Consider the following 24,256-nt stretch of genomic DNA (forward strand, 5'->3'; position numbering starts at 1 on the left):
CTTAATCCTTCTCGCGGGGCGAGCCCTTCTCCCGTCGGGAGGCACGCCGGGCGGGGCGCCGACGCCTCTCCACGGGTTCCCTTTCCTTCTCCTCCTCTTCAGCCTCGCCCTCGTCCTCCTCTTCGTCTGAGTCACCGTCGGTGACACCTTTGACGGAATCAGTGATGGCTTCCACGGCGCCGGAGAGGGCGCCCTTGGACTTACCCTTGGCTCCGCTCTCCATCGAATCACCGACGATGTCGGTGAGCTGGCTCGGTGCTTTTCGTCCGGACTCGAGATCCAGACGGTTACATGCCTCTGCGAATCGCAAATACGTGTCTACGCTGGCCACAACGATGCGAGCGTCGATTTTCAGGATTTCGATGCCGACCAGTGACACGCGGACGAAGACGTCGATCACAAGCCCGCGATCAAGAATGAGTTCCAGGACGTCGTAGAGGCTGCTGCTGGTGCCACCGCCCTGCGCGACGGTGCCTCCACCTTGTGGCACCACAGTCATGGTGCCTCCCTTCACCGGCAATTCGGCTGTATCTCAGCCTCGCCGATCGATCTGTCCTCGCGTGTAGCGGCGCGTCCTTTCGTAGGCCACGAGATCGCCCTCTTTGCTGAGAGACACTCGGTAACTGGCCATCACGCTGGTGGTTTCGGGGACACGTTCCAATTCGAGTACCTCGACATCGGCTTCCCAACCGTCATCGGTGGGTTTCAGCGCCGAAACCGATTCCGGGGCACGCCCGAGCAGCTCCTGCAATTGCTCCGCTGCGGCACGCATGGCCCATGCGGCACCGCCCTTGCCCGAACGGCGGTTGGTTTCACCGCTGGCGTCCCGGGTGGCTCTGTGGCCGCCGGTGGAGCGCCGCTTGGCGGGTTCTGCCGGAGCCATGGTCACTCCCGATCGTCAGTGCGGGCGCCAGATCCCACGCGCGAACGTAGAATTTCATCATATACGGCCACATCTCGCAGTGGTGGTGGGTGGCTTCGATGAAGCCTGCCGGACGAGGGTGTGACGCTTTACGGGGGCAGGGTGCCGTGCGAGACGGCGCATGCGATCTCTCTCCTCGATCCGGGCTGGGACGGGGGTGTTGGCCCTGAACCGGCTCCTTGCCCCTGCCCTTTCCGAAGGGAACCGCTTCATGAAGGACACGACCAAGATCGCTCTCGCCACCGCGGTAGCGGGCGGCTACGTGCTGGGGCGTACCAAGAAAGCGCGTCTCGCATTCGCGGTAGCGACGTATCTCGCCGGACGCCGCTTCGGGCTCAGTCCTCAGCAGCTCGTGACCGAAGGTCTGCAGAAACTCGGAGATGTTCCAGGGGTCGGCGAGCTGAACGAGCAGATGCGTGGCCAACTGCTGGACGCGGGACGTGAGGCACTGGCTGCTGCGGCCGATCGTAGCCTCGTCGGCCTTGCTGACTCGCTCCATGAACGCACGCTGCGCATCGGCGAGAAGGACGAGGACGAAGCGGAGGAAGAAGAGGAGCCGGAGGAGGAAGAGGAGGAGCTGGAGGAAGAGGAAGAAGAAGAGCCGGAGGAAGAGGAAGAGGAAGAGGAGGAGCCGGAGGAAGAGGAAGAAGAGGCCGAGGAGGAACCACCGCGGCGCCGCCGTTCAGCGGGAACCACCGGGAGGAAGCAGGCGGCCACATCACGCCCTCGTAAGACCGCGGCGAAGAGGACTGCTCCCGCCAAGAAGGCACCAGCGAAGAAGGCGGCGGCGAAGAAGACGGCGGCGAAGAAGGCACCGGCGAAGAAGACGGCGGCGAAGAAGGCACCGGCGAAGAAGGCGGCGGCGAAGAAGGCACCGGCCAAGAAGACGGCGGCGAAGAAGGCACCGGCCAAGAAGACGGCAGCGAAGAGGACTTCGTCCAGGAAGGCGGCGCCGGCGAAGAAGGCGACTGCCAAGAAGACTGCTGCGCGGCGGAGGTAGGTCATGGCCACCAGAGATCGCGGCGACGACCGCGAAGAAGGAACGGGCCTGGAAATCCTGCGCGACGAGCTTGGCGCCTACCTTGGCGCGCAGGCGGAGCACCTCGTCGAGCGTGCCGGGGACAAGCTGGAGGATGTGACCGGCCAACTCCTCGACGTAGCCGACAACGGTGGGTCACTCGCCGGACTCGCTGGGTCCCTCCCCGGTATCGGCGGACGCATTCTCCAGGGTGATTCCCCGCTGAAGGCGATCGTCGGTGAGAAGGCCAAGGGCGTGAAGGACAGCGTGGTCGGCAAGGTTCAGCAGGTCTTCGGAGGTGGAGGCGGAAAGAAGTCCGGCGACGCCAAGTCCATGAACATGGTCGAAGTGCTGGACGTGGGCGTTCCGATTCGCACCGCTTACAACCACTGGACCCAGTACGAGGAGTTCAGCAGCTTCACCAAAGGTGTACGCAGCGTCTCCAAGAGCGACGAGACGACCAGCGACTGGAAGCTGAAGGTCGGCCCGTCGAGCCGCAGTTGGAAGGCGACCGTCCAGGAACAGGTACCGGACGAGCGGATCGTCTGGACCTCGGAAGGCGCGAAGGGCACCACCCGCGGCTGTGTGAGTTTCCATGAGCTGACGCCCACATTGACGCGTCTCGTGCTCGTCGTCGAGTACTACCCCTCGGGGCCCTTCGAGAAGACCGGAAACCTCTGGCGCGCCCAAGGACGGCGTCTGCGCCTGGACTTCAAGCACTTCCAGCGATACGTCACGTTCGCCGACGAGGACGTCGAGGGCTGGCGCGGAGAGATCCGCGACGGCGAGGTGGTCCGGTCCCATGAGGAAGTCCTGGAAGACGAGGAAGCGGCAGACGAAGACGAAGCCGACGAGGACACGGGAGAGAACGGGGAAGAGGAGTACGAAGACGAGGAGTACGAAGACGAAGAGGGGCCCGACGAGGAGTACGAAGATGAAGAGGGCCCCGATGAGGAGGATGACGAAGAGGCATACGAAGACGACGAGGAATGATCCCGATCGCCCGTCCTGCCAGGTGCTTCGCGGTGCTTGTTCGTCCTTCTTCGATCGATCTGATCTGTACAGCCGCACCTTGCGGTACCCGGCGGCGCAACTCCGAGTCCGGCACAGTCTGGACGTGGCTCGCCCTCGGATCCGCTGTTGGTGCAGGCGGCCGACTCCCAGCTGAAGTCTCCTGACGTGCCTGTATGTTGACGTGGCGAGCGTCATATCTCGGAGGCCGTTGAGCCCGTTGAACCCACCCTGTCGCACCCTGTCGCAGCGGCAATCGCGGCGCAGGCCGGGCAGCCGTGGTTCACCGCGTGCGGGACCTGCTGTCGCCGCTGTCACCCCTGTGAGCCACGCCCGAGCCGGGGCGCCCCTTCGGGTCGAGGCGGTCCGGCGACCTCCACGTGGGCCGGACGCAGCAGGTGGTCACCGACTCGGTAGCCGAGGCGGAGGATCTGCGTGCAGGTCAGCCGGTCGGCGTCCGAGGAGACATGATGGGCCACGGCGTCGTGGAAGGCGGGGTCGAACGCGTCGCCCTCGTCGCCGACCGACTGAAGACCCAGCGCGCCGAGCTGGGTGCGCAGGGTGTCGGTGATGTCGTTCAGACCTGGCGTCATCGGTTCGTGCTCGCACATGCGGTCCACGGCATCGAGCACGGGAAGCAGCGCGCGAAGAACGTTGGCGACGGCGATCTCCCGCACGGCCAGGCGATCCCGCTGTACCTGCTTGCGGTAGTTGTCGTACTCCGCCTTCACCCGCTGCAGGTCGGCCGTGCGCTCCTCGAGCAGGCGCCGCAGTGCCGGCTCCGTGCTCTCCAGGCGGTCCTTCTCCATGGTCAGCCCGCCTCGGGTTTGTCCTCGTCGACGATCTCGGCGTCGACGACGTCGTCATCGGCGGCCTTGTGCTCGTCGCCCGGGGCTCCGGCCTCGGGACCGCCCGCGGCCCGCGCACCCTGGGCGTCGGCGTACATGGCCTGGCCCAGCTTCTGCGAGACGGCGGCGACCTTCTCGGTGGCGGTGCGGATCTCGGCGGTGTCCTCGCCCTTGAGCTTCTCCTTCAGCTCGGCGACGGACTCCTCGACCTCGGTCTTGACCTCGCCGGGGACCTTGTCCTCGTTGTCCTTGAGGAACTTCTCCGTCTGGTAGACGAGCTGCTCGCCCTGGTTACGGGTCTCGGCGGCCTCGCGGCGACGGTGGTCTTCCTCGGCGTGCTTCTCGGCTTCGTGGACCATGCGGTTGATGTCGTCCTTCGGCAGCGCGGAGCCGCCGGTGACGGTCATCTTCTGCTCCTTGCCCGTGCCCAGGTCCTTCGCGGTCACGTGCATGATGCCGTTGGCGTCGATGTCGAAGGCGACCTCGATCTGCGGGACACCACGCGGGGCCGGCGGCAGACCGGTGAGCTCGAACATCCCGAGCTTCTTGTTGTACGCCGCGATCTCGCGCTCGCCCTGGTAGACCTGGATCTGCACGGACGGCTGGTTGTCCTCGGCCGTCGTGAAGGTCTCGGAACGCCTGGTCGGGATCGTGGTGTTGCGCTCGATGAGCTTCGTCATGATCCCTCCCTTGGTCTCGATGCCGAGGGACAGCGGGGTCACGTCGAGGAGCAGGATGTCCTTGACCTCACCCTTGAGGACACCGGCCTGCAGGGCGGCGCCGATGGCGACGACCTCGTCCGGGTTCACGCCCTTGTTCGGGTCTTTTCCGGAGAGCTCGCGGACCAGCTCGCTCACGGCCGGCATACGCGTCGAGCCGCCCACAAGGATCACGTGGTTGATGTCCGACATCTTGACGCCGGCGTCCTTGATCGCGTTGTGGAACGGCGTCTTGCAGCGCTCCAGAAGGTCGGACGTGAGCTGCTGGAACTGGGCGCGCGTGAGCTTCTCGTCCAGGTGCAGCGGGCCCTCGGCGGACGCCGTGATGTAGGGCAGGTTGATCGTGGTCTCGGTCGAGGACGAGAGCTCGATCTTCGCCTTCTCGGCGGTCTCCCGCAGGCGCTGCACCGCCATCTTGTCCTTGGACAGATCGACGCCGTGGCCGTTCTTGAACTGCTTGACCAGGTGATCCACGATGCGCTGGTCCCAGTCGTCACCACCGAGGTCGGTGTCGCCGTTGGTGGACTTCACCTCGATGACGCCCTCGCCCATTTCGAGGATCGAGACGTCGAAGGTGCCGCCACCCAGGTCGAAGACCAGTACCGTCTGGTCGTTCTCCTTGTCCAGTCCGTACGCCAGTGCCGCGGCTGTCGGCTCGTTGACGATGCGCAGGACGTTCAGGCCGGCGATCTCGCCCGCCTCCTTGGTCGCCTGCCTCTGGGTGTCGTCGAAGTACGCCGGGACGGTGACCACCGCGTCGGTGACGTCCTCACCCAGGTAGGACTCGGCGTCGCGCTTCAGCTTCTGCAGCACGCGCGCGGAGATCTCCTGCGCGTTGTACCGCTTGCCATCGATGTCTGCGCCTTCCGGGAACCGCCAGCCGTGATCTCCCATGTGCCGTTTTACGGAGCGCGCGGTGCGTTCCACGTTCGTCACGGCCTGTCGTTTGGCCACCTCGCCCACGAGTACTTCACCGCTCTTGGCGAAGGCCACGACCGACGGGGTGGTCCTGGCGCCTTCCGTGTTGGTGATGACAGTGGGCTCACCCCCCTCGAGGACCGAGACCACCGAGTTCGTCGTGCCGAGATCGATACCGACCGAGCGAGCCATCTGCCTCTCCCTCCTCCGTCATGGTTGCCAGCGTCCCGTCACACTCCGTTCTCACCGGGCCGGCCCGTCCGCAGCAGGAGCTCGGGCGTGTGCATACCACCTGTTTTATGTCTTGAGTACCCATGCCTCGGAGGGCCACACGGCCCGCCCGGAGGTGAGGAGCACAGGGCCCGGCGCCCGACTTGCCGACTCGTGGGCCGCCGCAGAGGGGCGGCGGCCTCGCTCATGAGGGCTCGGTCAGGTGGCGCTCATGGACGGGGCGGGGCGAGCAGGGCTCGTACGCCTTTGCTGGTGAGGATCACGCCGTCGTGGTGACCAGGGTCGATGAGCAGTGCCAGGTCTTCGTCGGTCGGCCAGTTGGCTGCCAGCAGTCCAAGTTGTATCTGGTGACTTACGAGAATGTCGGGGAGTGCCTGGCCCATTCGTTCCGCTGATGTGAAGACGGGAACGGCGCGGAGGTGTGGTGGGTCGTCGATCACGGGAAGCGTCAGTCCGCCGTCTTCCGCGTGGTCGTGAGTGTCGAGTTCGATCGGTTCAGGAACGAGAATGTCGCACGCGGCCAGTGTGTCCAGGGCGGCCGGGTCGTCGGGTGCTCGGTGGAGGTCGCGCAGGGCGTCCTGGGCGGCGGCCGCGAACAGTTCCTCGGGGATGCTGTCGTCACACATCGTTTGTCCCCTCATGGCTCCGAGTGGGCCGCCCGGCGTGGGTTCGCCGGGTGGGGGTCTGCCGTCTCCGCTCTCCGGTACCCAGGAGTGATCCGACTATGCGGCATCACGGTGTTCGGCGGGGAGAACGGGCTGTGACGCCGACGATGGGGGAGGGGCGTGTGCCCCGGGTCGCGCGATGTCACTGACTGCTGAGACCGACAGCCGCCCCGCCGCGGTTCGGTGGGGCTGCTCCGCCCTGTGGCGCCTCTATCCTGTTGCCGCTCTCGCACTGTCAGTCACACCTCGGGGGAATCACGCATGAGCACCTGGAATCCGGGCGGGCAGCCGCCCTATGACCCCCAGGCAGGGCACCGGCCCCAGCCGGGCCCGTACCCGCCGCCACCGCCGAACGGGGGCTATCCGCCGCCTCCCAACGGCGGTCACCCGCCGCAGATCCCGCACCCCTACGGGCCCCCTCCGAGCGGCCCGTACCCTTACCCGCCGCACCCCGGCCCGCCCCCCGCCCCCTTCCAGCGGCTGCGGCGGAAGGTCGGCCCCATCCACACCGCGCGCCGGGTGTTCAAGCCGTCCCGCTCGGGCATCGTCGACGACGCCCTCGTCGCCCGCATCCAGAAGATCCGCACCCTGGTCGGCCTGGGTGCGGTGGTGTGGGTGTCGATGTCGTACAAGCTCGTGAACTCGATGAGCGACGTAGCCGGTGAGCGGGCGGACCAGGCCTGGATCAGCGTCCTGATGCTCTCCGTGACGTTCCCCGTCGCCGTGGGGGTACTGCTCGCCCTCGCCGCGCCCGCGGCGCGCCGCGAGCTGCTGCGCCGGTCCGCCAAGTCGTTCGGCGCGATAGCGGCCATCGTGGCGGCGGTGGCCGTGTTCCCGGCGCTCGTGCTCACCGGCTTCATGGAGGGCAGGTTCGCCACCAACCCGGTCATGGCCGTCGTCACGTACACCGCCTTGCTCCTGACCTTCGTGTGGGTGGTGCCGTTTGTCTTCTGGGGCATCGGCCTGGGGCTCGTGTACGTGTTCCGCACCGCGGACATCCACGAGACCGTGCCGCCCCTGCTGGCCATGACGCTGGTCTGGGAGATGACCGTCGTGGACCTGTTCACGGGTGCCTACGAAGGCGTACCGGGCCCTCTGCGCGTGTTGCTCCTGCTCGGGGCACCCGTCTCGGTGACAGCCGTCGGCCTGTGGGAACTCCACCGGCTGCGCGCCCACTACGGCATCGCGGTCCGGGACATGCTGATGCGACAGCCGGGTCCGCCCAGCTGAGCACTCGGCTTTGCGGTATCCGCGACCTGCTGCGCGAGTCCTTCACCCGCTTCGCGAAGACCGGACGGCGGCCGTGTTCGAGCGGCACCCGGCCGATGCCCGCACCCCCGAGCAGGCCCGGGAAGCCTTCGCCGACCTCGTCCACGCGCTCTCCGAAGGGCCGCGCCGCGATCTCGTCCTCACCCACGAGCTGTACGCCCTCGCCACCCGCCGCGACGAGTACCGCGAACTCACCCATGCCTGGACGGCCCGCGGCCGCGACCTCCAGGAGCGGCACTTCTAGGCGGACGCCGCTCGCCAACTGGCCGCAGTGATCGAGGGGTTGACGCTGTACCGCTCCCTCGACACCGTCCCGCAGAGCCGCGATCCGACGCGGGTGGTCGCCGCAATGACCGCGCGTCGTCCGAGGCGCAGGTCGGGCAGGCGCAGCGCCCCAGGCACACCGACACAGGGGTCAGCCGCGCGGGGAGTGCACCGTGTCGGCGGTGATGGTCAGCAGGATGCGCTCCTGATCGCGCCCTCCGTACCAGGGGTAAGGACCGCCCAGGTACTTGTGCGCCACTTTGTCGATGTGCGCCTCCGCGCCCTCGGTCGTGGACGCCACGACGCGGCCGCGGACCGCCCAGTACCGTGAGGGCTCCACGGGGTCCGCGATGCCGACGGCGACACGCGGATCACGGCGGATGTTCCTCATCTTCTGATGGGTGGTCACCGTGTTGATGAGGATGTGGTCGCCGTCCGTGTCCACCCAGGTCTGGGTGATCTGCGGCGATCCGTCGGGCATGAGCGTCGTCAGGAAACAGATGGCCGGACCGTCCAGGACAGCGGCCAGTTCACTCGGCAATGGCATCTCGGGCAACTTTCTCTTGGGACGCGGGAACGCCCAGCCAATCAAAGGTCTCCGCCCCTGCTGTCACTCGGGTCCCGTTCCTCACCCGCGTGCCACGGCGATGGCCCCAGTGAGGCGCTCGCCCGTCCGGCGGGTCCGGAGCGGGGCTCGGCGGCACGGGCCCCCTCAGGTCCGGTTGCCGCCCACTTGTGATGTCGTGTCGTTGCTCAGACCGGCCGCGGTCGGCAGCGCCTCGACGGAGACCGCCGGCATCGGTGAACTCCCGGAGTAGATGGAAGCCGTGAGGTCGATCCAGGCCTGTGCTGCAGTCCCAACGGCTCCGACGACCGCCGACGAGAGGACCGATCGCGCCGACCTGCCCCTGGGGTGCGGACCTGACCCCGCAACCCCGCGGGTCCCCCTCCATCGGCCTGCGCACTAGTGTCTGATCGCCACCGCCAGGACACGGTGGCGTTCGACGAGGAGGGTGGCCGCGATGACGCAGCAGTTCGGTGACTACCAGCACGAGATCTACTTCAACGCGCTCGGGGGCGTCGTCCCCGAGCTGCCCATGGCCTTCGCGGAGTTGGAGAAGCGGGCCGGCGAGGCGCTCGCGCCGTCCGTGTGGTCGTACGTCGCGGGTGGCGCGGGCGACGAGTTCACCCAGCGCGAGAACGTCACCGCCTTCGAACAGTGGGGGCTCGTTCCGCGCATGTTCGTCGGGGCGAGCAAGCGGGACCTGACCGTCGACCTCTTCGGACTTGAGCTCGACAGCCCGCTGTTCATGTGCCCGATCGGCGTGATCGGGCTCTGCGGGCAGGACGGGCACGGGGATCTCGCGACGGCACGGGCCGCCGCGCGCACGGGAGTTCCGATGGTCGCCTCCACCCTCTCCGCGGACCCCATGGAGGACGTGGCCAAGGAGTTCGGCGACACCCCCGGCTTCTTCCAGCTCTACACGCCGACCGACCGCGACCTCGCCGAGAGCCTCGTCAGCCGCGCCGAGGCGGCAGGCTTCAAGGGGATCGTCGTCACCATGGACACCTGGGTCACCGGCTGGCGGCCCCGCGACCTGTCCACCGGCAACTTCCCCCAGCTGCGCGGCCACTGCCTCAGCAACTACACCTCCGACCCGGTCTTCCGCTCCCGGCTCCCGCAGGGCCGCGCCGATGACACGCAGGCCGTCGTCATGCAGTTCGCGAGCGTCTTCGGCAACCCCCTGACGTGGGACGACCTCCCCTGGCTGCGCTCGCTCACCAATCTGCCGCTCATCGTCAAGGGCCTGTGTCACCCCGAGGACGTACGACGTGCCAAGGACGGCGGCGTCGACGGCATCTACTGCTCCAACCACGGCGGACGGCAGGCCAACGGAGGCCTCGCCGCCATCGACGCCCTGCCCGACGTGGTGGAGGCCGCCGACGGTCTGCCCGTCCTGTTCGACTCGGGTGTGCGCTCCGGAGCCGATGTGGTCAAGGCGCTCGCTCTCGGCGCGACGGCGGTCGGCATCGGCCGCCCCTACGCCTACGGCCTCGCCCTCGGCGGCGTCGACGGCATCGTCCACGTGCTGCGGTCCCTGCTCGCGGAGACCGACCTGATCATGGCCGTCGACGGCTACCCGACGCTGGCCGATCTCACTCCGCAGGCGCTGCGTCGCCGGCGCTGACCAGCGGCGCGTGGGGCGCGGACCGGTCCAGTTCGACCCCGAACTGGGCCCCCGCGAGCAGCGCCAGGTTCGACACCCACAGCCAGACGAGGAAGACGACGACGCCCGCCAGGGAGCCGTAGAGCTTGCTGTAGGTGCCGAGTTCCGAGGCGTAGAGCGTGAAGCCGGCCGACGCGACGAGCCAGATCAGCGCGGCCAGCAGACCGCCCGGCAGGCCGTGCCGCCACCCTCGGGCTGCGGGCGGCCCCGAGCGGAACAGCACCAGGACGAGCAGCGCCACCAGGCAGAGCAGGGCGGGCCACTTGAGGAGGTTCCAGGCCGCGGCGCCCAGGTCGCCGAGCCCGAGCCAGTGCCCGAGGGACTGGGCGAGGGATCCGCTGAGCACGAGGACGAGCGCGCTGGCCACGAGCAGCGCCAGCAGGGTGCAGGCGGTCAGCAGGATGCGGTGGGCCTTGCGCCACGCGGGCCTGGTGTCGCGGACGCCGTGCAGCTTGTTGAGGGCCCGGCGGAACACCGCCGAGTAGCTCGACGCCGACCACAGGGCGCTGACGGCGCCCGCGATCGTCACGGTGAGCGCCGCGGACCGCTCGTGTGCCATGTGGCGCAGGGCGCCGTGCAGGGCGGTGCCCGACTCGGCGGGCGCCCAGGCCGTCACATGCGCGATCAGGGCGTCCGTCGTCGCCGGGCTGACGAGACCGATGAGCGAGACGGTCACGAGCATGGCGGGCAGCAGGGCGAGGATCGCGTAGTACGTCAACGCCGCGGCCCAGTCCGACACGTCGTCGTTCCACATCGACACCGGCGTGCGACGCAGCGCCACCCAGAGCCGGGGCCAGGACATCGACGTGTCGCCCGGCACGGGGCTGTGGCCGGGGTCGTTGTCGCCTTCGTCGGCGGAGGCGGTCGTGGCGGGGGAGGGGACGGTTCGGGTGACCTGGGCCGTCGGCCGGGTTCCCAAGGCGTGCTCGTCTCGGTCGGTGGGCGCCCGGCGCCTCGGTGGGAGTGCCGGCGCGCGGGGCATGGCCCGCGATCATCTCATCGCTTACCCCGCAGCCTGCCCGGGGAGTCGTGGATCAGGCGCGTACGGAAATGTTCCGTACGGTCCAGTCGGCGAGGACGCGTGCGCAGTCGGCGACCGTCTCGCGCCAGGTCCTCGCCGCGCCGTCGCCCGCCTCGTCGCTGACGTGCTTGACGATGCGCAGCGGAACACCGGCCTGCTGGGCGGCGGACGCGAGAGCGTAGCCCTCCATGTCGACGAGCGGTGCGTGCGCGGCGAGGCGGGCGCGGGCCGCCTCGTCGGAGATGAAGGAGTCGCCGGTCGCGAGGACGGGCCCGTCGTGGTCGGGCAGGTCGATCGGCGCACCGTAGATCTCGCCCGTCAGGGAGGCGAGCACGGCGTTGTCGAGGTCGTGCTGGAGCACGGAGCCGATGAGGTGGGTGCCGGTCCAGCCGGGGCGCAGCGCGCCCGCCGTGCCGAGGTTCACGATGCCCGAGGGGTGCGGGCCGCGGGCCAGGACGGTGGCGAGCGCGGTCGCCGCGTTGACCTTGCCCATGCCGGTGAGCAGGACGGGGAGATCTGTGTCGAGGAACTGCGCCTCTTCCTTCACGGCCAGCACGAGCAGGGGGCGGCCGACGGTGATCTCACCTGTGAGTTCCATGCGGTAACGGTAGCCGCGGGGTGGTCGCCCACCCGCAGCCGGGGCATGGAACGCCCGGTCAGCGGCTGCGCACCGCGCCGCGCGCCACGGGGGTCAGGAGCATCCCGATGGTGAGTCCGACGGCGAGATAGACGGCAGCCGTGCCCACCTTCGTCACGAGGGGCACCGACGTGGTGAAGGGCAGCAGCACCATGACGAGCGTGGCCAGTGTGACGATCCAGGAGAAGAACCGCCCGGGCTGTGGTGTGCCGAGGCACAGGAGATGCAGGAGCAGCGTCGCGACGAGGGCCGCGACGGCGGCGCCGGCCGCGAGCAGGCCGGTGGACGCGTCCCCCATCGCGCCGTCGCGCTCCGGCGCGAACACGGCGACGCCGAGGACACCGCGGACGAGGAGCACCCCGGCCACGGCGGTCAGCGCGGCGACGAGCGCGGTCATCAGGCCGCCGGACCAGATCTTGCGGGCGTCGACGCGCGTATACGGGGGCGGAGGCGGCGGGCTGTCGACGAAAGTTCCGTACGCCGAGTAGGTGGGGTGTGCCGGGTCGGGCGCGTAGAGCTGGTGCGGATCCTCCCCGTAGCCGGGGTCCTGCCCGTAGGGCGTGCGTGGTGTCTCGATGGGAACCTCCCCCTCCGTCTGGATGCGTGGCTCAAGCCAACACAGGAGCGACGGCCTGGCGCGACCGGGCGTGGGCCGAACGGGCGGGCCGGAGGAATCGTGGGGTCAGGGCTTTGCTCCTGCGCGGGGTGTGAGGCCGAGCAGCCGCAGGTACATCGCCGTCAGATCGGCGACCGCCCGGTCCCGGTAGCCCGGGGCGGCGGCCACGGCCCGGGCGAAGCCCCCGACCATGCCGGCCGCGGCGGTGGCCACTGACTCCGGCGAACCGGCCGGCTCGGCGAGGCCCTGGCGCACCAGACGGGCGATGTAGCGCGCGGTGCGTCCACGGGGGCGGTCGTTGATCTCGTCGCGGAGCACGCGTATCGCCGGATCGGTGAGTGACTGGTGTTCGAGCACCGTCAGGAACGCGAGGTTGTCCACGTAGGCGTCCAGGAACGCCGCGTTGGTCCGCTCGGCGAGCAGGTAGGGGTCCTCGGCCTCGGGGTCCGCCGCTTCCTGTGCCGCGAGGAACCGGTCGCGCAGATCGGTGGCAAGCACGGCGAAGACGTCCTGCTTGGAGGCGAAGTAGACGTAGAAGGTGGCGCGGCCGACATCGGCCTGAGCCGTGATGTCGGCGATCGTCGTGCGCGCATAGCCGCGCTGCTCGAAGACCGTGCGGGCCGCCGTGAGCAGTCGGGCCCGCGTGGCACTGTCCTGGCGGTCCAGCTTGTCGCGCACGGTCCAGGATTTTCTCGCGATCGGCATGGCCCCAGCTTATTGACGTTGACGACGGCGTCAACGCAGACTGGGCGCGTCATTGACGTTGACACCAGCGTCAATGCTCTGGCGCGTCGGCAGGTCCGGCACGCCGGGAGCGGCCTTGTACAGCCCGAAGCCGTCACGTACAGAAGGCCCGCGTGACGGGCCCGTGGAGGAGACGTCCGATGACAGGTGTGCTGATCGCCAACCGGGGCGAGATCGCCGTCCGGATCCACCGCGCGGCGTCGGCGCTCGGCCTGCGGACCGTGGCGGTGCACTCCGCGGACGACCGCTCGGCGGCCCATGTGCGGCTCGCCGACGAGGCCCACCTGCTCAAGGGCGAAGGCGTGGCCGCCTATCTCGACGCGCGTCAGATCGTGGAGATCGCCGGGCGCGCGGGATGCGACCTGGTCCACCCCGGCTACGGGTTCCTCAGCGAGAACGCCGACTTCGCGAAGGCGTGTGCCGAGGCGGGGCTGACCTTCGTGGGGCCCACCCCCGAACTCCTCGCTCTCTTCGGCGACAAGGCGAGCTCACGGGTGCTCGCCGTGGAGCACGGCGTCCCCGTCCTCGCGGCCACCGGCGCCCCGACCTCACTCGCGCAGGCCACGGAGTTCCTCGCCGGCGTGCGCGACGGGGTCATGGTGAAGGCGGTCGCCGGGGGAGGCGGCCGCGGCATGCGCGCGGTGCACGACGCGTCGGACCTCGCCTGGGCGTACGAGCGCTGCCGCTCGGAGGCCGAGCGCGCCTTCGGCACCGGCGACGTCTACGTCGAGCAGCTGCTGCCCCGCGCCAAGCACATCGAGATCCAGATCGTCGGCGACGGCTCCGGACAGGTCACCCACCTCTGGGACCGGGAGTGCTCGGTCCAGCGCCGCAACCAGAAGCTGATCGAGGTCGCGCCCAGCCCGTGGCTCCCCGCGCGCACGCGTGACCTGCTGATCGAGGCCGCGGTCACGATGGCTTCGGCGACCCGGTATCTCGGCCTCGGGACCTTCGAGTTCCTCGTCGACGCGGACGACCCGGACGCCGCCTACTTCATCGAGACCAATCCGCGCCTCCAGGTCGAGCACACCATCACCGAGGAACTCACCGGCGTCGACCTGGTGGCCACCCAACTGCGCCTCGCCCAGGGCAGGTCACTGGCCGAACTCGGCCTCCTCCAGGCGGACGTCCCGCAGCCGCGCGGCTTCGCGATCCAGACGCGCGTCAACCTCGAAGAGCTGTCCGCGGACGGCACGGCCCGCGCCTCGCAGGGCACGCTGACCGCCTTCGAGGCACCCGGCGGCCCCGGCGTGCGCGTGGACACCCACGGCCGCGCGGGCCTGGAGATCAAGGGCTCGTACGACTCCCTCGTCGCCAAGGTGATCACTCGTACGGTCCGCGGCGACTTCGCCGACGCGGCCTCGAAGGCGGCCGGAGTACTGGGCGAGTTCACGCTCTCGGGAGTCCCCTCGAACCTGCCGCTCCTTCGCGCCGTCCTGCGCCACGAGGCGTTCCGGGGCGGCACGGTGACGACCGCCTTCGTCAACGAACACCTCGACAAGCTCGTACCGGGCGCCGCCCCCTCTCAGGAGAGGCACGGCTCGGTCCTCACCGCCCTCTCCGCGGGCAGCGTCGTCGACATCTGTGTGGAGCCGGGCGCCGAGGTGGCGGCCGGCGCGCCGCTCGTCGTCCTCGAGGCGATGAAGATGGAACACGTCCTGACCGCGCCCCGCGGCGGAGTCGTGCGCGAGGTCCGCGCGAGCGTCGGGGACGTCGTCCCGGCCGGTGCCGAACTCGTCGTCTTCGCACCTTCGCAGGGCGACGACAGCGTCGACGAGGCGGCGGCCGACGTCGATCTCGACGTGATCAGGCCGGACCTCGCCGAGGTCGTCGAGCGCCATCGCGTCACTCTCGACGAGGCGAGGCCACAGGCCGTCGAGCGGCGCAGGCGCACCGGCCACCGCACCGCACGCGAGAACGTCGCCGACCTCTGCGACCCCGGCAGCTTCACCGAGTACGGCGCCCTGGCCATCGCCGCGCAGCGCCGCCGCAGGACCCTCGACGACCTGATCGCCAACACACCGGCCGACGGGATCGTCACCGGGGTCGCCCACGTCAACGGCGCGCAGTTCGGCGACCGGCGGAGCCAGTGCGCCGTCCTCGCGTACGACTACACCGTCCTCGCCGGCACACAGGGCCTGCTCAACCACAAGAAGACCGACCGCATGCTCGAACTCGCCGAGCGGCAGCAGATCCCGGTCGTGCTCTTCGCCGAGGGCGGCGGCGGACGTCCCGGCGACACCGACATGATGGCCGTCGCCGGACTCGACGTCCCCACCTTCGCCACCCTGGCCAGGCTCAGCGGGCAGGTGCCCACGGTCGGCATCGTCACAGGGCGCTGCTTCGCGGGCAACGCCGCACTCCTCGGCTGCTGCGACGTCGTCATCGCGACCCCCGACGCCACGGTCGGCATGAGCGGTCCCGCGATGATCGAGGCGGGCGGCCTCGGGCAGTTCCTCCCCGAGGAGGTCGGACCGATGCCGGTCCAGGTGCCGAACGGCGTCGTCGACATCCTGGTCGACGACGAGGCCGGGGCCGTGGCGGTCGCCAAGCGGTATCTCTCCTATTTCCAGGGCGACTTGAGCGACTGGGACTGTGCGGACCAGCGCCTGCTGCGGCACGTCGTCCCCGAGAACCGGCTGCGCGCGTACGACGTGCGTGAGGCGGTCACCCTCCTCGCCGACACCGGCTCCGTCCTGGAACTGCGCCGCGAGTTCGGCGTCGGTGTCATCACCGCGCTCGTGCGGGTCGAGGGGCGGCCGATGGGCCTGGTCGCCAACAACCCTCAGCACCTCGGCGGCGCCATCGACAGCGACGCCGCCGACAAGATGGCCCGCTTCCTGCAACTCTGCGACGCCCACGGCCTGCCCGTGGTCACCCTGTGCGACACCCCGGGGTTCATGGTCGGCCCGGACGCCGAGAAGACCGCTACCGTACGGCACTTCAGCCGGCTCTTCGTCGCGGGCGCGCACCTCGGCGTGCCGGTCTTCTCCGCCGTGCTGCGCAAGGGCTACGGTCTCGGCGCGATGGCGATGACCGGCGGCGGCTTCCGCGCCCCCACGGCCATGGTCTCCTGGCCCACCGGCGAGATCGGCCCGATGGGCCTGGAAGGCGCCGTCAGGCTCGGCTACCGCCGCGAACTCGAAGCCATCGCCGACCCGCAGGAGCGCCAGGCCACGTACGAGGCCCTGCTCGCGGAGCAGTACGAGCAGGGCAAGGCGCTCAACGCGGGGACGACCTTCGAGGTCGACGACGTGATCGACCCGGCCGACACCCGCCGCTGGATCACCACGACGTTCGCCCAGCACCCCACGCATCCGGATCCGCACCCGCGTACGCCCGAGAGGCACACCCGCGGTCGATTCATCGACACGTGGTGACGCCGGTGCGGTGCAGGTCCAGGCAGGTCAGGTCGGGACAACAAACCGAGGAGCCGCATGAAGATCGAGGAGTACCTGGAGGATCTGCGTGCCCGTCAGGCCCGCGTCCGCCCGCACGGCACACCGTCCGACGTCGTGTACCCGCTCGGCGAGATCTCCGTGCCGGATCATGTGGCGCACTGGGCGCGGCTGCGCCCCGACCGGGCCGCGGTCGTCTTCGAGGGCCGCACCGTCACCTACCGCGAACTTGACGAGCTGAGCCGCCGGGTGGCGGGACGCCTCGCCTCCGAGGGCGTCGGCGTGGGCGACCGGGTCGCCGTCCACCTGCCCAACTGCCCCCAGTTCCTGATCGCCTTCCTCGCCGTGCTGCGCCTCGGCGCGGTGCACGTGCCGGTCAACCCGATGTTCCAGGGCGCCGAACTCGCCTACGAACTGGAGGACTGCGGCGCCGAGACCGTCGTCACCCTGGACACCTCGCTCCCGCTGCTCGCCTCCGTATGCCAACAGACAGCCGTGCGACGGGTGTTCGTCACCTCGCTCACCGAGATGGCCGACGCCGCGACCGCCCCGGACGCCGTGGCGATCGAAGGGCTCGCGGTCCACACGTGGGCGCAGGCCGTCGCCCACGAGCCGGTAGACGGCGCCCCCGCAGACCTCGATGCCCTGGCCGCCCTGAACTACACCGGCGGCACGTCCGGGCTTCCCAAGGGCTGCATGCACACCCAGCGGCACATGATCTACACCATCGCCACCAGCGCAGGGGCCACCCGCCAGACGGCCGACGGCGAGGTGGTGGTCCTGTGTTACATCCCGGTGTTCTGGATCGCGGGCGAGGACCTGGGAATCCTCAGCCCTCTGATGCTGGGCGGCACTTCGGTCCTCATGCCCCGCTGGGATCCGGCGCGCGTCCTGCGGGCGATCGACGCGCACAAGGTCACCACCATGGTCGGCACCGTGGAGAACTACCTCGAACTCCTCGACCGGCCCGACTTCGCCTCGTACGACCTGAGTTCCCTCGTCGACCCGCTCTGCACCTCGTTCATCCGCAAACTCGACGTCGGCGTCCGGCGGCGCTGGGAGGCGGCCGCGGGAGCGCACTCGGTCCTGCGCGAGGCCGCGTACGGCATGACCGAGACGCACACCATCGATGTGACGCCCTACGGGTTCCAGGGCGGGGACGAGGATCTGCACGCCGAACCCGTCTTCTGCGGACTGCCCATGCCCGGCACGGACATCGCCGTGTTGTCGCCCCTGACCGGTGAACCGCTGCCGCTCGGCGAGGCCGGCGAGATCGTCGTCCGCAGCCCCTCGGTGACGACCGGCTACTGGAACAAGCCGGACGCCACGGCACGCCAACTGCGCGACGGCTGGCTGCACACGGGCGACAACGGGCGGATCAATGAGGACGGTTGCCTGCACTACCTCGGCCGCGACAAGGACCTCATCAAGGTCAAGGGCATGAGCGTCTTCCCCGCGGAGGTCGAGATGCTGCTGTGCCGCCACCCCGACGTGCACACGGCCGCCGTGGTCCCCGCCGCCGACCCGACGAGGGGCCAGATCCCGGTGGCCTTCGTGACACTCCGTCAAAAGAATGCGGTGGAAGCGTCGGTGCTGAGGGACTGGGCCCGCGAGAGCATGGCGCCGTACAAGGTTCCCCTCGTGGAGATAGTCGACGAGATGCCGATGACGACGACCATGAAGATCCGGAAAGTGGATCTGACGGCCCGTGCGCAGCAGCTCGCCGACAGCCGCTGAAGGCCGTGTCGACGCGCGTCTCAGGCCTGCGGCATCAGCGTGTGCAGCAGGTCGACGCACTGCCGGAGATCCGGCTCGGGCGATGCGTGGTCGCCGGCCGCGGCCAGTGACCACTGCTCCAGGGCGGTGCGGGTCACGGCGAGCGCGATGCCGGTGAGCAGGCGGGGCCGGGGGTCGGCCGGAGGGGCGGCCATCCGCTCGGCCACCGCCTCCCTCACCTGTTCCTCGAAGGCGTCGAACCGCGCGTGCAGCGCCGCCCGCAGCTCCGCGTGCCGGTCGGCGATCCGGAAGGTGGCCTGGACGAGTTCACGGTCGGGCAGGACGTCGTCCGTGATGTGCGCGGACAGTACGTCGAGCAGTTCGGTGAGCGTGGCCCGCGGAGCCGGGTCGCCGTGCGCGAGGCGCAGGCGGAGCGCGTCCGGCAGCGGCGGCGGGCTGATGGTGAGCGCGGATTCCTTGCTCGGGAAGTAGTTGAAGAACGTGCGCGGGGAGATCCCGGCGGCGGCACTGATCATGTCGACCGTCACCCCGGCCAGGCCGTGCCCCTCGACGAGCCGTACCGCGGCCGCGTGGATCGCGTGCTCGGTCTCGCGGCGGCGTCTCGCGCGAAGACCCTCGCCTGCAGCGGACGACGTACGGGTCGGACTGGGCATGGCGACAGTCTCGCAGGTCGCACTACGCGCCCGTACAGGGCCCGGCAGGCCGTGAAGGCCCCGGGCCGGAAGCGGGTCACAGGCGGATGAGAACCGGGTCAGAAGTAGCCCTTCCCGCCGTCGAGAAGCTCGCGGATCGCGTCGAGGTGACCGGCGTGCCGGGCCGTCTCCTCGATCATGTGCAGGAGGATCCACCGCAGATTCGCGGCCCCCGCGCGGAAGTCGGGGTGCCGGCCCGCCTGGTCGAGGGAGTGCGCTGCGGTGATCTCGTTCGACCGGGCGTACTGGCGCGCGTACTCGCCGAGCAGCTGGTCGAGGGGAACGTCGTCGACCAGCATGTCGGCGTCCTCGGGCCCGTCGTCGAACTGGGGGCCCTCGGCCGCGCCGCCCATCAGCATGACTTCGAACCAGCAGTGTTCGACCCACCGCAGATGCGACACGACCCCCGCCATCGTCATGGCCGGGGAGGCGGGCAGTACGGACCGATGGGCGTCCTTCTCGGACACTCCCTCGCACTTCCACTCGACGATGGCGCGCTGCATGTCCAGCCAGGCGACCAGCTGCGTTCGCTCGTCGGCGTCGTAGGGAGGGCGTGTACGAGGAAGCGTCATGGGCGGGGACGGTACTGGTCCCTGCGTACCCGGTGCACGGGAATTTCCCGTGGGCGGATCGGGGCCGGCTCATGCCGCGGGGCGCGACTCACGTTCCTTGGCGGCGGGGACGGAGGCGGGGCGGGGCTCGGCGTGCTGCTCGGGACGGACCTGGGACCGCGGGTCGGGACGTACCTGCGGGCGCGGCGGCGTGAAGGCCGGTGGAGGGGTCGTGGGCGCGGCGGCGGGGGTGAACGCAGGACCGGGCAGGCGCACCCGTCGCGGGGCGGCTATGACGTGGCAGTGCGGGGCGCCGAGGCGCTCGCCGAGCCGGCGCACGTCCGTCGGCAGGTCGCGTCGCCAGGCCATGGCGACCACGGGCGCGAGGAGCGTGAGGGCGCCGGCGAGACGGCACTGCACCGTGAGGCGCAGGAGGGTGCCGCGGCGGCGCGGGGAGAGGGTGAACGAGTACAGGGGCGTCTGGGCGCCGAGGGGGTTCCACATCCGGTCGCCGCGGAAGACGAGGTGTTCGCCCGGGACGTACGCCACGCACTGGAGGAGCTGGTCCCGGTGGCGCCCGGGGAAGCGGTAGACATGGACCACGCCTGGACCTGCAGGTTCTGGGCTCTCGGCAACGGTGTCGACACCCGAGAACCAGAGTGCGAGATTCCGTGCGTCGGAGAGGAAGTCGTACACCTCAGTGACGGATCGGCCTATGTGGACATCCACGGAAATCTCCGGCATCACGCACCTCCCCGGCGCCCGTCCGGTCGTCGGCGCGGTTGCCGACGGGTACGCACCCCACGGGCTCTACATTCCAAACGTGCGTGCGGATCGGCTCCACGACATCTCGGGTTAGCCCGAACGGGTGATGTGGCACGCACGTACAGTGGTCGCCTGCCCGGGACGGGGCCCGCCATGCGGCCCAGGTCAGCCGGGGGTGTGAGGGAGGTGCGGGGGAGGTGTGAGCGGGCCGGGCCGGGCCACCACGGATCGGGGGACCCGGCGTCGAGCGTGTGGGACGTTCGTTAAATCTTCGGCTGGTGTGCCCGCCGCAGCTCCGCCTTCAGGACCTTCCCCGCGGCCGAGGTGGGCAGCGCCTCCAGGAACCGCACCTCGCGCACCCGCTGGTACGGAGCGACGCGGGCGGCCACGTGCGCCATCAGCTCCTCCGCGAGCGCCGGGCCGGGGGCCGGCGAGGCGTCCGGGCGCGCCACGACGTACGCCGCCGGTATCTCACCCGCCTCCGCCGCGGGCACCCCGATCACCGAGACCTGCGCGACCGCCGGATGCCCGCTGAGGATCTCCTCCAGCTGGCCGGGATAGACGTTGTAGCCCTTGTAGATGAGCATGTCCTTCGCGCGGCCCACGATGTAGACATGACCGCGCTCGTCGCACCGCGCCAGGTCGCCCGTGCGCAGCCAGCCGTCGACGAACTGCTCTGCCGTCAGCTCGGGGTGGCCGAGGTAGCCCGCCGTGATCTGCGGGCCGCGGGCCCACAGCTCGCCCGTCTCGCCGTCGGGCACGCAGTGCTCCGTCTGCACCAGGTCGCGGATCTCGACCTCGGTGTCGAACACAGGCAGACCGACCGACCCGATCGGCACCGGGTCGTCGGGGTCGACGATTCCCGACGTGACACCCATCGTGGCCTCGGTCAGCCCGTACCCCTCCACGACGCACGCCCGCGGGAACAGTGTCCCCAGGGCGCGAAGTGTCGTCGTGTCGATGGGCGCCGCACCCGAGTTGACCACGCGGACCGCGGGGAGCGCACGGCCCTGGGCGGCGGGGGCGGCGAGCAGGGCGTGGAAGAGTGCGGGGGACCCGGCGATCTGGGTGGCTCCGAACTTCTCGGCCAGTTCGAGGAAGCGCTCGGGGTCGAAACGTCCGGCGAGGACGCTCGTCAGCCCGGCGAGCACGCCGATCGACTGGCCGACCAGGCCCATGGCGTGGAAGAACGGCGCGACGGCGACCGAGACGCCCTGTCCGGGCTCGTTCGTGTACTCGGTGGCGGCTTCGGGCACCGGGTCGAGGAAGACGCCTCCGTCGGGGTCCAGCGCGGGCACGGCGGCCGCGCGCCAGCAGGTGAACTGGAGGCAGTTCGCCACGACCTGGCGGTGCAGCACCTGGACCGCCTTCGAACGCCCCGTCGTGCCGCCCGTGAAGGACAGGTGGGCGACCGCGTCGGGCGTGACGCGCGGGCCGGGCCCGGGGGCCGCCGCGAGCAGGTCGGCGAGAGGCACCGTGCCGACCGGGTGCGCCGGATCGCCGGGCGCGACGGCCGACGGTGGTACGCGGACCAGCAGTTCGAGCCCTTCGGTACCGGCCGCGAGGAGCGCCGGTGCCGTCGCCGGATGCGTCACGGCCGCCCGGGCCCCCGCCTCGTCCAGCTGTGCGCGCAGGGCCGCCGGGGGCAGGGTCGGGTTGATGGGCGCCACGATCGCGCCGGCCAGCAGGATCCCGTAGTAAGTGAGCGGAAACCAGAGGGAGTTGGGCTGGTGCAGTGCCACCACGTCGCCCTCGGCGATGCCGCGTTCGCGCAGCCCCCGCGCGAAGCGGAGCGACTGGTCGTGGAGTTCCGCGAAGGTCAGCGTGTCGTCGCCGTCGCGCAGGGCGACGCGGTCGGGATATCTCCTGGCCGAGCCGGCGAGGATGTCCCCGACGGACGCCTCCGGGTAGGAGAGGCGGGCCGGCATGCCCTTCGGATGGCGACGGATCACGCGGCAACTCCCTTGTCGACGAGTGCGACGGGCGTGCAGTCAGAACATTCGTTAAGCTACGGTCCCCGTCGGCACGTGTCCAGACGCCGGGACAGGAGCAGGAGATCGGAGAGCTGTGTCCACGCGACCCGCAGGCCACAAGGCCATCGTCGAGGCGGCCCGGCAGGAGTTCTCCGAGCGCGGCTACGGAGCCACCTCGATCCGCGACATCGCCCAGCGCGCCGGGGTGAGCCTGTCTGCCCTGTACTACTACTACAAGGGCAAGCAGGACCTGCTGGTCGCCATCCTCGACGACGGTCTCGACGCCTACTTCAGCACGTGCGACGAGGCGTTGGAGGCGGCGGGCGACGACCCGGCCGAACAACTGGAGGCGCTCGTCGCGGCGACCGTACGGTTCCGGACGGAACACCCCGTGAAGAGCAGCATCGTGCTGACCGAGGGGCGCAGCCTGGAGCCCGAGCACCTGGCGCGCTACCGGAAGAACGAGGCGCGCGGCAGCCGGCAGTTCCGTGACGTCGTCGAGCTGGGCGTGGCACAGGGCATCTTCCTCACCCCCTACCCGGACGACGCCCGGCGCGCGGTGATCGCCATGTGCAACGCCATCGGGGAGTGGTACCAGCCCGAGGGACCCGTATCCGTGGACGAGTTGGTCGAGCGGTACGTGGCCCTGGCGCTGACCGTGGTCGAGTACCGCCCGCGCGCGGTACGCCGACCCGCGCGCGCCTGACACCGAAGCCGCGTCACACCGCAGGGGTGGCCGTCACATGCGGTGATCCGTCGTCGTCCAGGAACTCGATCACCGCGAGAGCGATGAGCGCGCACAGAGCGATCCACACGATGACGACGCCCGTCGGACGGTCCCACACCAGCATGATCACGGCCGACACGGCGACGACCGTCCAGTTGAGCCACGTCTTCGCCCGGTGCACCCACGCGCCCACCGGCCCGCCGGCGAGGCCCGCCGCGTCGCGCACCGCGCCGATGCCGCCGCGCCACATGGCCCTGACCCGGGTCGCCGCACGGCCGTCGCCGCTCAGCCAGGCCGCGAGCGCCACCACGACGCCGACGGTGATCAGCATGCGCACCGTCGTCCGCAGGAACCGCACGAGCGCGTCGTAGACGGCGCCGGCGGCCGGCTGCGACACGTCGGAGGGCAGCCCGTCGAGATAGAACGGGCGGAAGGCCCACAGACCGATGCCGAGGATCGCGGCGCCCACCGCGATCGCGATCCCGGCCGCCACCAGCGCGCGCCGCCTGCGGACGGCCAGGAGGACGGCGCAGGCGGCGAGGACCAGGGTGATGACGGGCAGCCAGACCCCCATGAGCTGGAGCAGCCGGAAGCCCTTCTTGACCTTGCCGATGGAGTCGGACGTCACGACCGTGAAGTCGGTGTGCACCTCGGGGATCTTTGCGGCGACCCCGAGGCCGCGGTCGACGAGCCGCTGCTTCGCCTCATCGATGACGGGCGCCAGGTCGATCGTCACCGCGTCGTTCGTGAGCTTGACGGCGCCGCCGCCGCTCCCGGTCAGCGCCTTGTCGACCGCCGTGTGCACGCGCCGGTTGAGGCCGGTCCACAGCTTCGCGAACGCGTCGCTCGACACGAACTTCTGGACGGTGTTGTGCACGAAGCCGCTGAGCCCGCTGGTGAGCGGGCCGCTCAGCGTGCCCAGTGCCTTTTCGAGCCTCGGCCGGTCGGCGGGTGCCACGTCGCTGAGGAGCGCCTTGAGATCGATGTTCTCCATGACGACGTTCGTGACGCGGTTGGTGACGGCCGCCTGGACATCGGGATCGGAGGCGAGCGGCTCCATCGTCGCCACATAGCGATCGGTGTCGCCGACGATGTCGCCGGCCCAGGTCGCGACCGCGCTGAGCGGCGTCAGGATCGCCACGAGGACGATCAGGAGGCCGGCGAAGAACGAGCGCAGACGGTGCCGGGGCCGGGCCGGCGCCGAGGCCTCCAGCCGAGCGACCCGGGCGCGCAGCGCCTCCATGTCGTCGCTGGTGTCCGCCGGGGGACGGTCGTCACGGTCCGGTGTCATGTACTCATGGG

At 70.1% G+C, this 24,256-nt stretch carries 23 protein-coding genes; 8 read left to right on the top strand and 15 right to left on the bottom strand.

What is annotated here, in order from left to right; all coding sequences use genetic code 11:
• Position 1 precedes the first annotated feature (1 nt).
• Complete coding sequence (locus ACZ67T_RS18545; RefSeq protein WP_469985204.1) at positions 2-499, bottom strand: gas vesicle structural protein GvpA; 498 nt, start codon at positions 497-499, stop codon at positions 2-4.
• 33 nt (positions 500-532) lie between these two features.
• Complete coding sequence (locus ACZ67T_RS18550; protein ID WP_469985205.1) at positions 533-883, bottom strand: gas vesicle protein GvpO; 351 nt, start codon at positions 881-883, stop codon at positions 533-535.
• Positions 884-1,133: 250 nt separating this feature from the next.
• On the opposite strand from ACZ67T_RS18550, the gene ACZ67T_RS18555 reads away from it, so the two are divergent.
• Together ACZ67T_RS18555 and ACZ67T_RS18560 are read left to right on the top strand one after the other, a co-directional pair.
• Positions 1,134-1,922, top strand: a complete 789-nt coding sequence (locus ACZ67T_RS18555) for a histone H1-like repetitive region-containing protein (RefSeq protein ID WP_469985206.1) — start codon at positions 1,134-1,136, stop codon at positions 1,920-1,922.
• Between the two features lie 3 nt (positions 1,923-1,925).
• Positions 1,926-2,933 (top strand): SRPBCC family protein, encoded by a 1,008-nt coding sequence (locus ACZ67T_RS18560; protein ID WP_469985208.1) that lies wholly within the window; start codon positions 1,926-1,928, stop codon positions 2,931-2,933.
• Positions 2,934-3,265: 332 nt separating this feature from the next.
• Here the strand turns inward: ACZ67T_RS18560 and grpE are convergent, their stop codons facing one another.
• The 3 genes from grpE to ACZ67T_RS18575 form a co-directional block, all read right to left on the bottom strand.
• Positions 3,266-3,760 (bottom strand): nucleotide exchange factor GrpE, encoded by a 495-nt coding sequence (gene grpE / locus ACZ67T_RS18565; RefSeq protein ID WP_469985210.1) that lies wholly within the window; start codon positions 3,758-3,760, stop codon positions 3,266-3,268.
• 2 nt (positions 3,761-3,762) lie between these two features.
• Positions 3,763-5,628 (bottom strand): molecular chaperone DnaK, encoded by a 1,866-nt coding sequence (gene dnaK, locus ACZ67T_RS18570; protein ID WP_469985212.1) that lies wholly within the window; start codon positions 5,626-5,628, stop codon positions 3,763-3,765.
• A 248-nt stretch (positions 5,629-5,876) separates the two neighbouring features.
• Positions 5,877-6,293, bottom strand: a complete 417-nt coding sequence (locus ACZ67T_RS18575) for an SseB family protein (RefSeq protein WP_469985214.1) — start codon at positions 6,291-6,293, stop codon at positions 5,877-5,879.
• Between the two features lie 300 nt (positions 6,294-6,593).
• Between ACZ67T_RS18575 and ACZ67T_RS18580 the strand changes: the two genes are divergently transcribed.
• Both ACZ67T_RS18580 and ACZ67T_RS18585 read left to right on the top strand, forming a co-directional pair.
• Complete coding sequence (locus ACZ67T_RS18580) at positions 6,594-7,562, top strand: hypothetical protein (protein WP_469985216.1); 969 nt, start codon at positions 6,594-6,596, stop codon at positions 7,560-7,562.
• Positions 7,563-7,635: 73 nt separating this feature from the next.
• Positions 7,636-7,845, top strand: coding sequence for a TetR/AcrR family transcriptional regulator (locus ACZ67T_RS18585; protein WP_469985217.1), 210 nt, complete (start codon positions 7,636-7,638; stop codon positions 7,843-7,845).
• A gap of 171 nt (positions 7,846-8,016) precedes the next feature.
• Here the strand turns inward: ACZ67T_RS18585 and ACZ67T_RS18590 are convergent, their stop codons facing one another.
• A complete protein-coding gene (locus ACZ67T_RS18590; RefSeq protein ID WP_469985219.1) occupies positions 8,017-8,412 on the bottom strand; it encodes a PPOX class F420-dependent oxidoreductase in 396 nt (131 codons plus the stop codon).
• 475 nt (positions 8,413-8,887) lie between these two features.
• On the opposite strand from ACZ67T_RS18590, the gene ACZ67T_RS18595 reads away from it, so the two are divergent.
• Positions 8,888-10,054, top strand: a complete 1,167-nt coding sequence (locus ACZ67T_RS18595; protein ID WP_469985220.1) for an alpha-hydroxy-acid oxidizing protein — start codon at positions 8,888-8,890, stop codon at positions 10,052-10,054.
• Here ACZ67T_RS18595 and ACZ67T_RS18600 read toward each other — a convergent pair.
• The 4 genes from ACZ67T_RS18600 to ACZ67T_RS18615 all read right to left on the bottom strand — a co-directional run bounded on the left by ACZ67T_RS18600 (position 10,023) and on the right by ACZ67T_RS18615 (position 13,072).
• Positions 10,023-10,895 carry a YihY/virulence factor BrkB family protein gene (locus ACZ67T_RS18600; RefSeq protein ID WP_469985521.1) on the bottom strand — a complete coding sequence of 291 codons (873 nt, stop codon included), beginning with the start codon at positions 10,893-10,895 and terminating at the stop codon, positions 10,023-10,025. The genes ACZ67T_RS18595 and ACZ67T_RS18600 overlap by 32 nt on opposite strands.
• Positions 10,896-11,127: 232 nt before the next feature.
• Positions 11,128-11,712 (bottom strand): nucleosidase, encoded by a 585-nt coding sequence (locus ACZ67T_RS18605; protein WP_469985222.1) that lies wholly within the window; start codon positions 11,710-11,712, stop codon positions 11,128-11,130.
• Positions 11,713-11,770: 58 nt separating this feature from the next.
• Positions 11,771-12,373 (bottom strand): DUF6069 family protein, encoded by a 603-nt coding sequence (locus ACZ67T_RS18610; protein WP_469985523.1) that lies wholly within the window; start codon positions 12,371-12,373, stop codon positions 11,771-11,773.
• Positions 12,374-12,433: 60 nt separating this feature from the next.
• Entirely contained in the window at positions 12,434-13,072 is a 639-nt protein-coding gene (locus ACZ67T_RS18615) for a TetR/AcrR family transcriptional regulator (protein ID WP_469985224.1), read from the bottom strand.
• Positions 13,073-13,251: 179 nt separating this feature from the next.
• On the opposite strand from ACZ67T_RS18615, the gene ACZ67T_RS18620 reads away from it, so the two are divergent.
• Both ACZ67T_RS18620 and ACZ67T_RS18625 read left to right on the top strand, forming a co-directional pair.
• Positions 13,252-16,491 (top strand): carboxyl transferase domain-containing protein, encoded by a 3,240-nt coding sequence (locus ACZ67T_RS18620; protein ID WP_469985225.1) that lies wholly within the window; start codon positions 13,252-13,254, stop codon positions 16,489-16,491.
• 57 nt (positions 16,492-16,548) lie between these two features.
• Positions 16,549-18,246: an AMP-binding protein gene (locus ACZ67T_RS18625; RefSeq protein WP_469985226.1), complete on the top strand. Its 1,698-nt coding sequence runs from the start codon at positions 16,549-16,551 to the stop codon at positions 18,244-18,246.
• A 20-nt stretch (positions 18,247-18,266) separates the two neighbouring features.
• Here ACZ67T_RS18625 and ACZ67T_RS18630 read toward each other — a convergent pair whose 3' ends face one another.
• The 4 genes from ACZ67T_RS18630 to ACZ67T_RS18645 all read right to left on the bottom strand — a co-directional run bounded on the left by ACZ67T_RS18630 (position 18,267) and on the right by ACZ67T_RS18645 (position 22,206).
• Positions 18,267-18,899, bottom strand: a complete 633-nt coding sequence (locus ACZ67T_RS18630) for a TetR family transcriptional regulator (protein ID WP_469985228.1) — start codon at positions 18,897-18,899, stop codon at positions 18,267-18,269.
• 98 nt (positions 18,900-18,997) lie between these two features.
• Positions 18,998-19,510, bottom strand: coding sequence for a DinB family protein (locus tag ACZ67T_RS18635; RefSeq protein WP_469985229.1), 513 nt, complete (start codon positions 19,508-19,510; stop codon positions 18,998-19,000).
• Between the two features lie 69 nt (positions 19,511-19,579).
• Positions 19,580-20,233, bottom strand: a complete 654-nt coding sequence (locus ACZ67T_RS18640) for an SRPBCC family protein (RefSeq protein WP_469985231.1) — start codon at positions 20,231-20,233, stop codon at positions 19,580-19,582.
• Positions 20,234-20,517: 284 nt separating this feature from the next.
• Positions 20,518-22,206: a class I adenylate-forming enzyme family protein gene (locus ACZ67T_RS18645; RefSeq protein WP_469985232.1), complete on the bottom strand. Its 1,689-nt coding sequence runs from the start codon at positions 22,204-22,206 to the stop codon at positions 20,518-20,520.
• A gap of 115 nt (positions 22,207-22,321) precedes the next feature.
• Between ACZ67T_RS18645 and ACZ67T_RS18650 the strand changes: the two genes are divergently transcribed.
• The gene (locus tag ACZ67T_RS18650; RefSeq protein ID WP_469985233.1) at positions 22,322-22,933 is read left to right on the top strand and encodes a TetR/AcrR family transcriptional regulator; all 612 of its coding nucleotides are present in this window, start codon (positions 22,322-22,324) and stop codon (positions 22,931-22,933) included.
• 13 nt (positions 22,934-22,946) lie between these two features.
• Here the strand turns inward: ACZ67T_RS18650 and ACZ67T_RS18655 are convergent, their stop codons facing one another.
• Complete coding sequence (locus ACZ67T_RS18655) at positions 22,947-24,245, bottom strand: hypothetical protein (protein ID WP_469985235.1); 1,299 nt, start codon at positions 24,243-24,245, stop codon at positions 22,947-22,949.
• Between the last annotated feature and the right edge of the window lie 11 nt (positions 24,246-24,256).

The sequence above is a fragment of the Streptomyces sp. NPDC107517 genome (assembly GCF_055582645.1).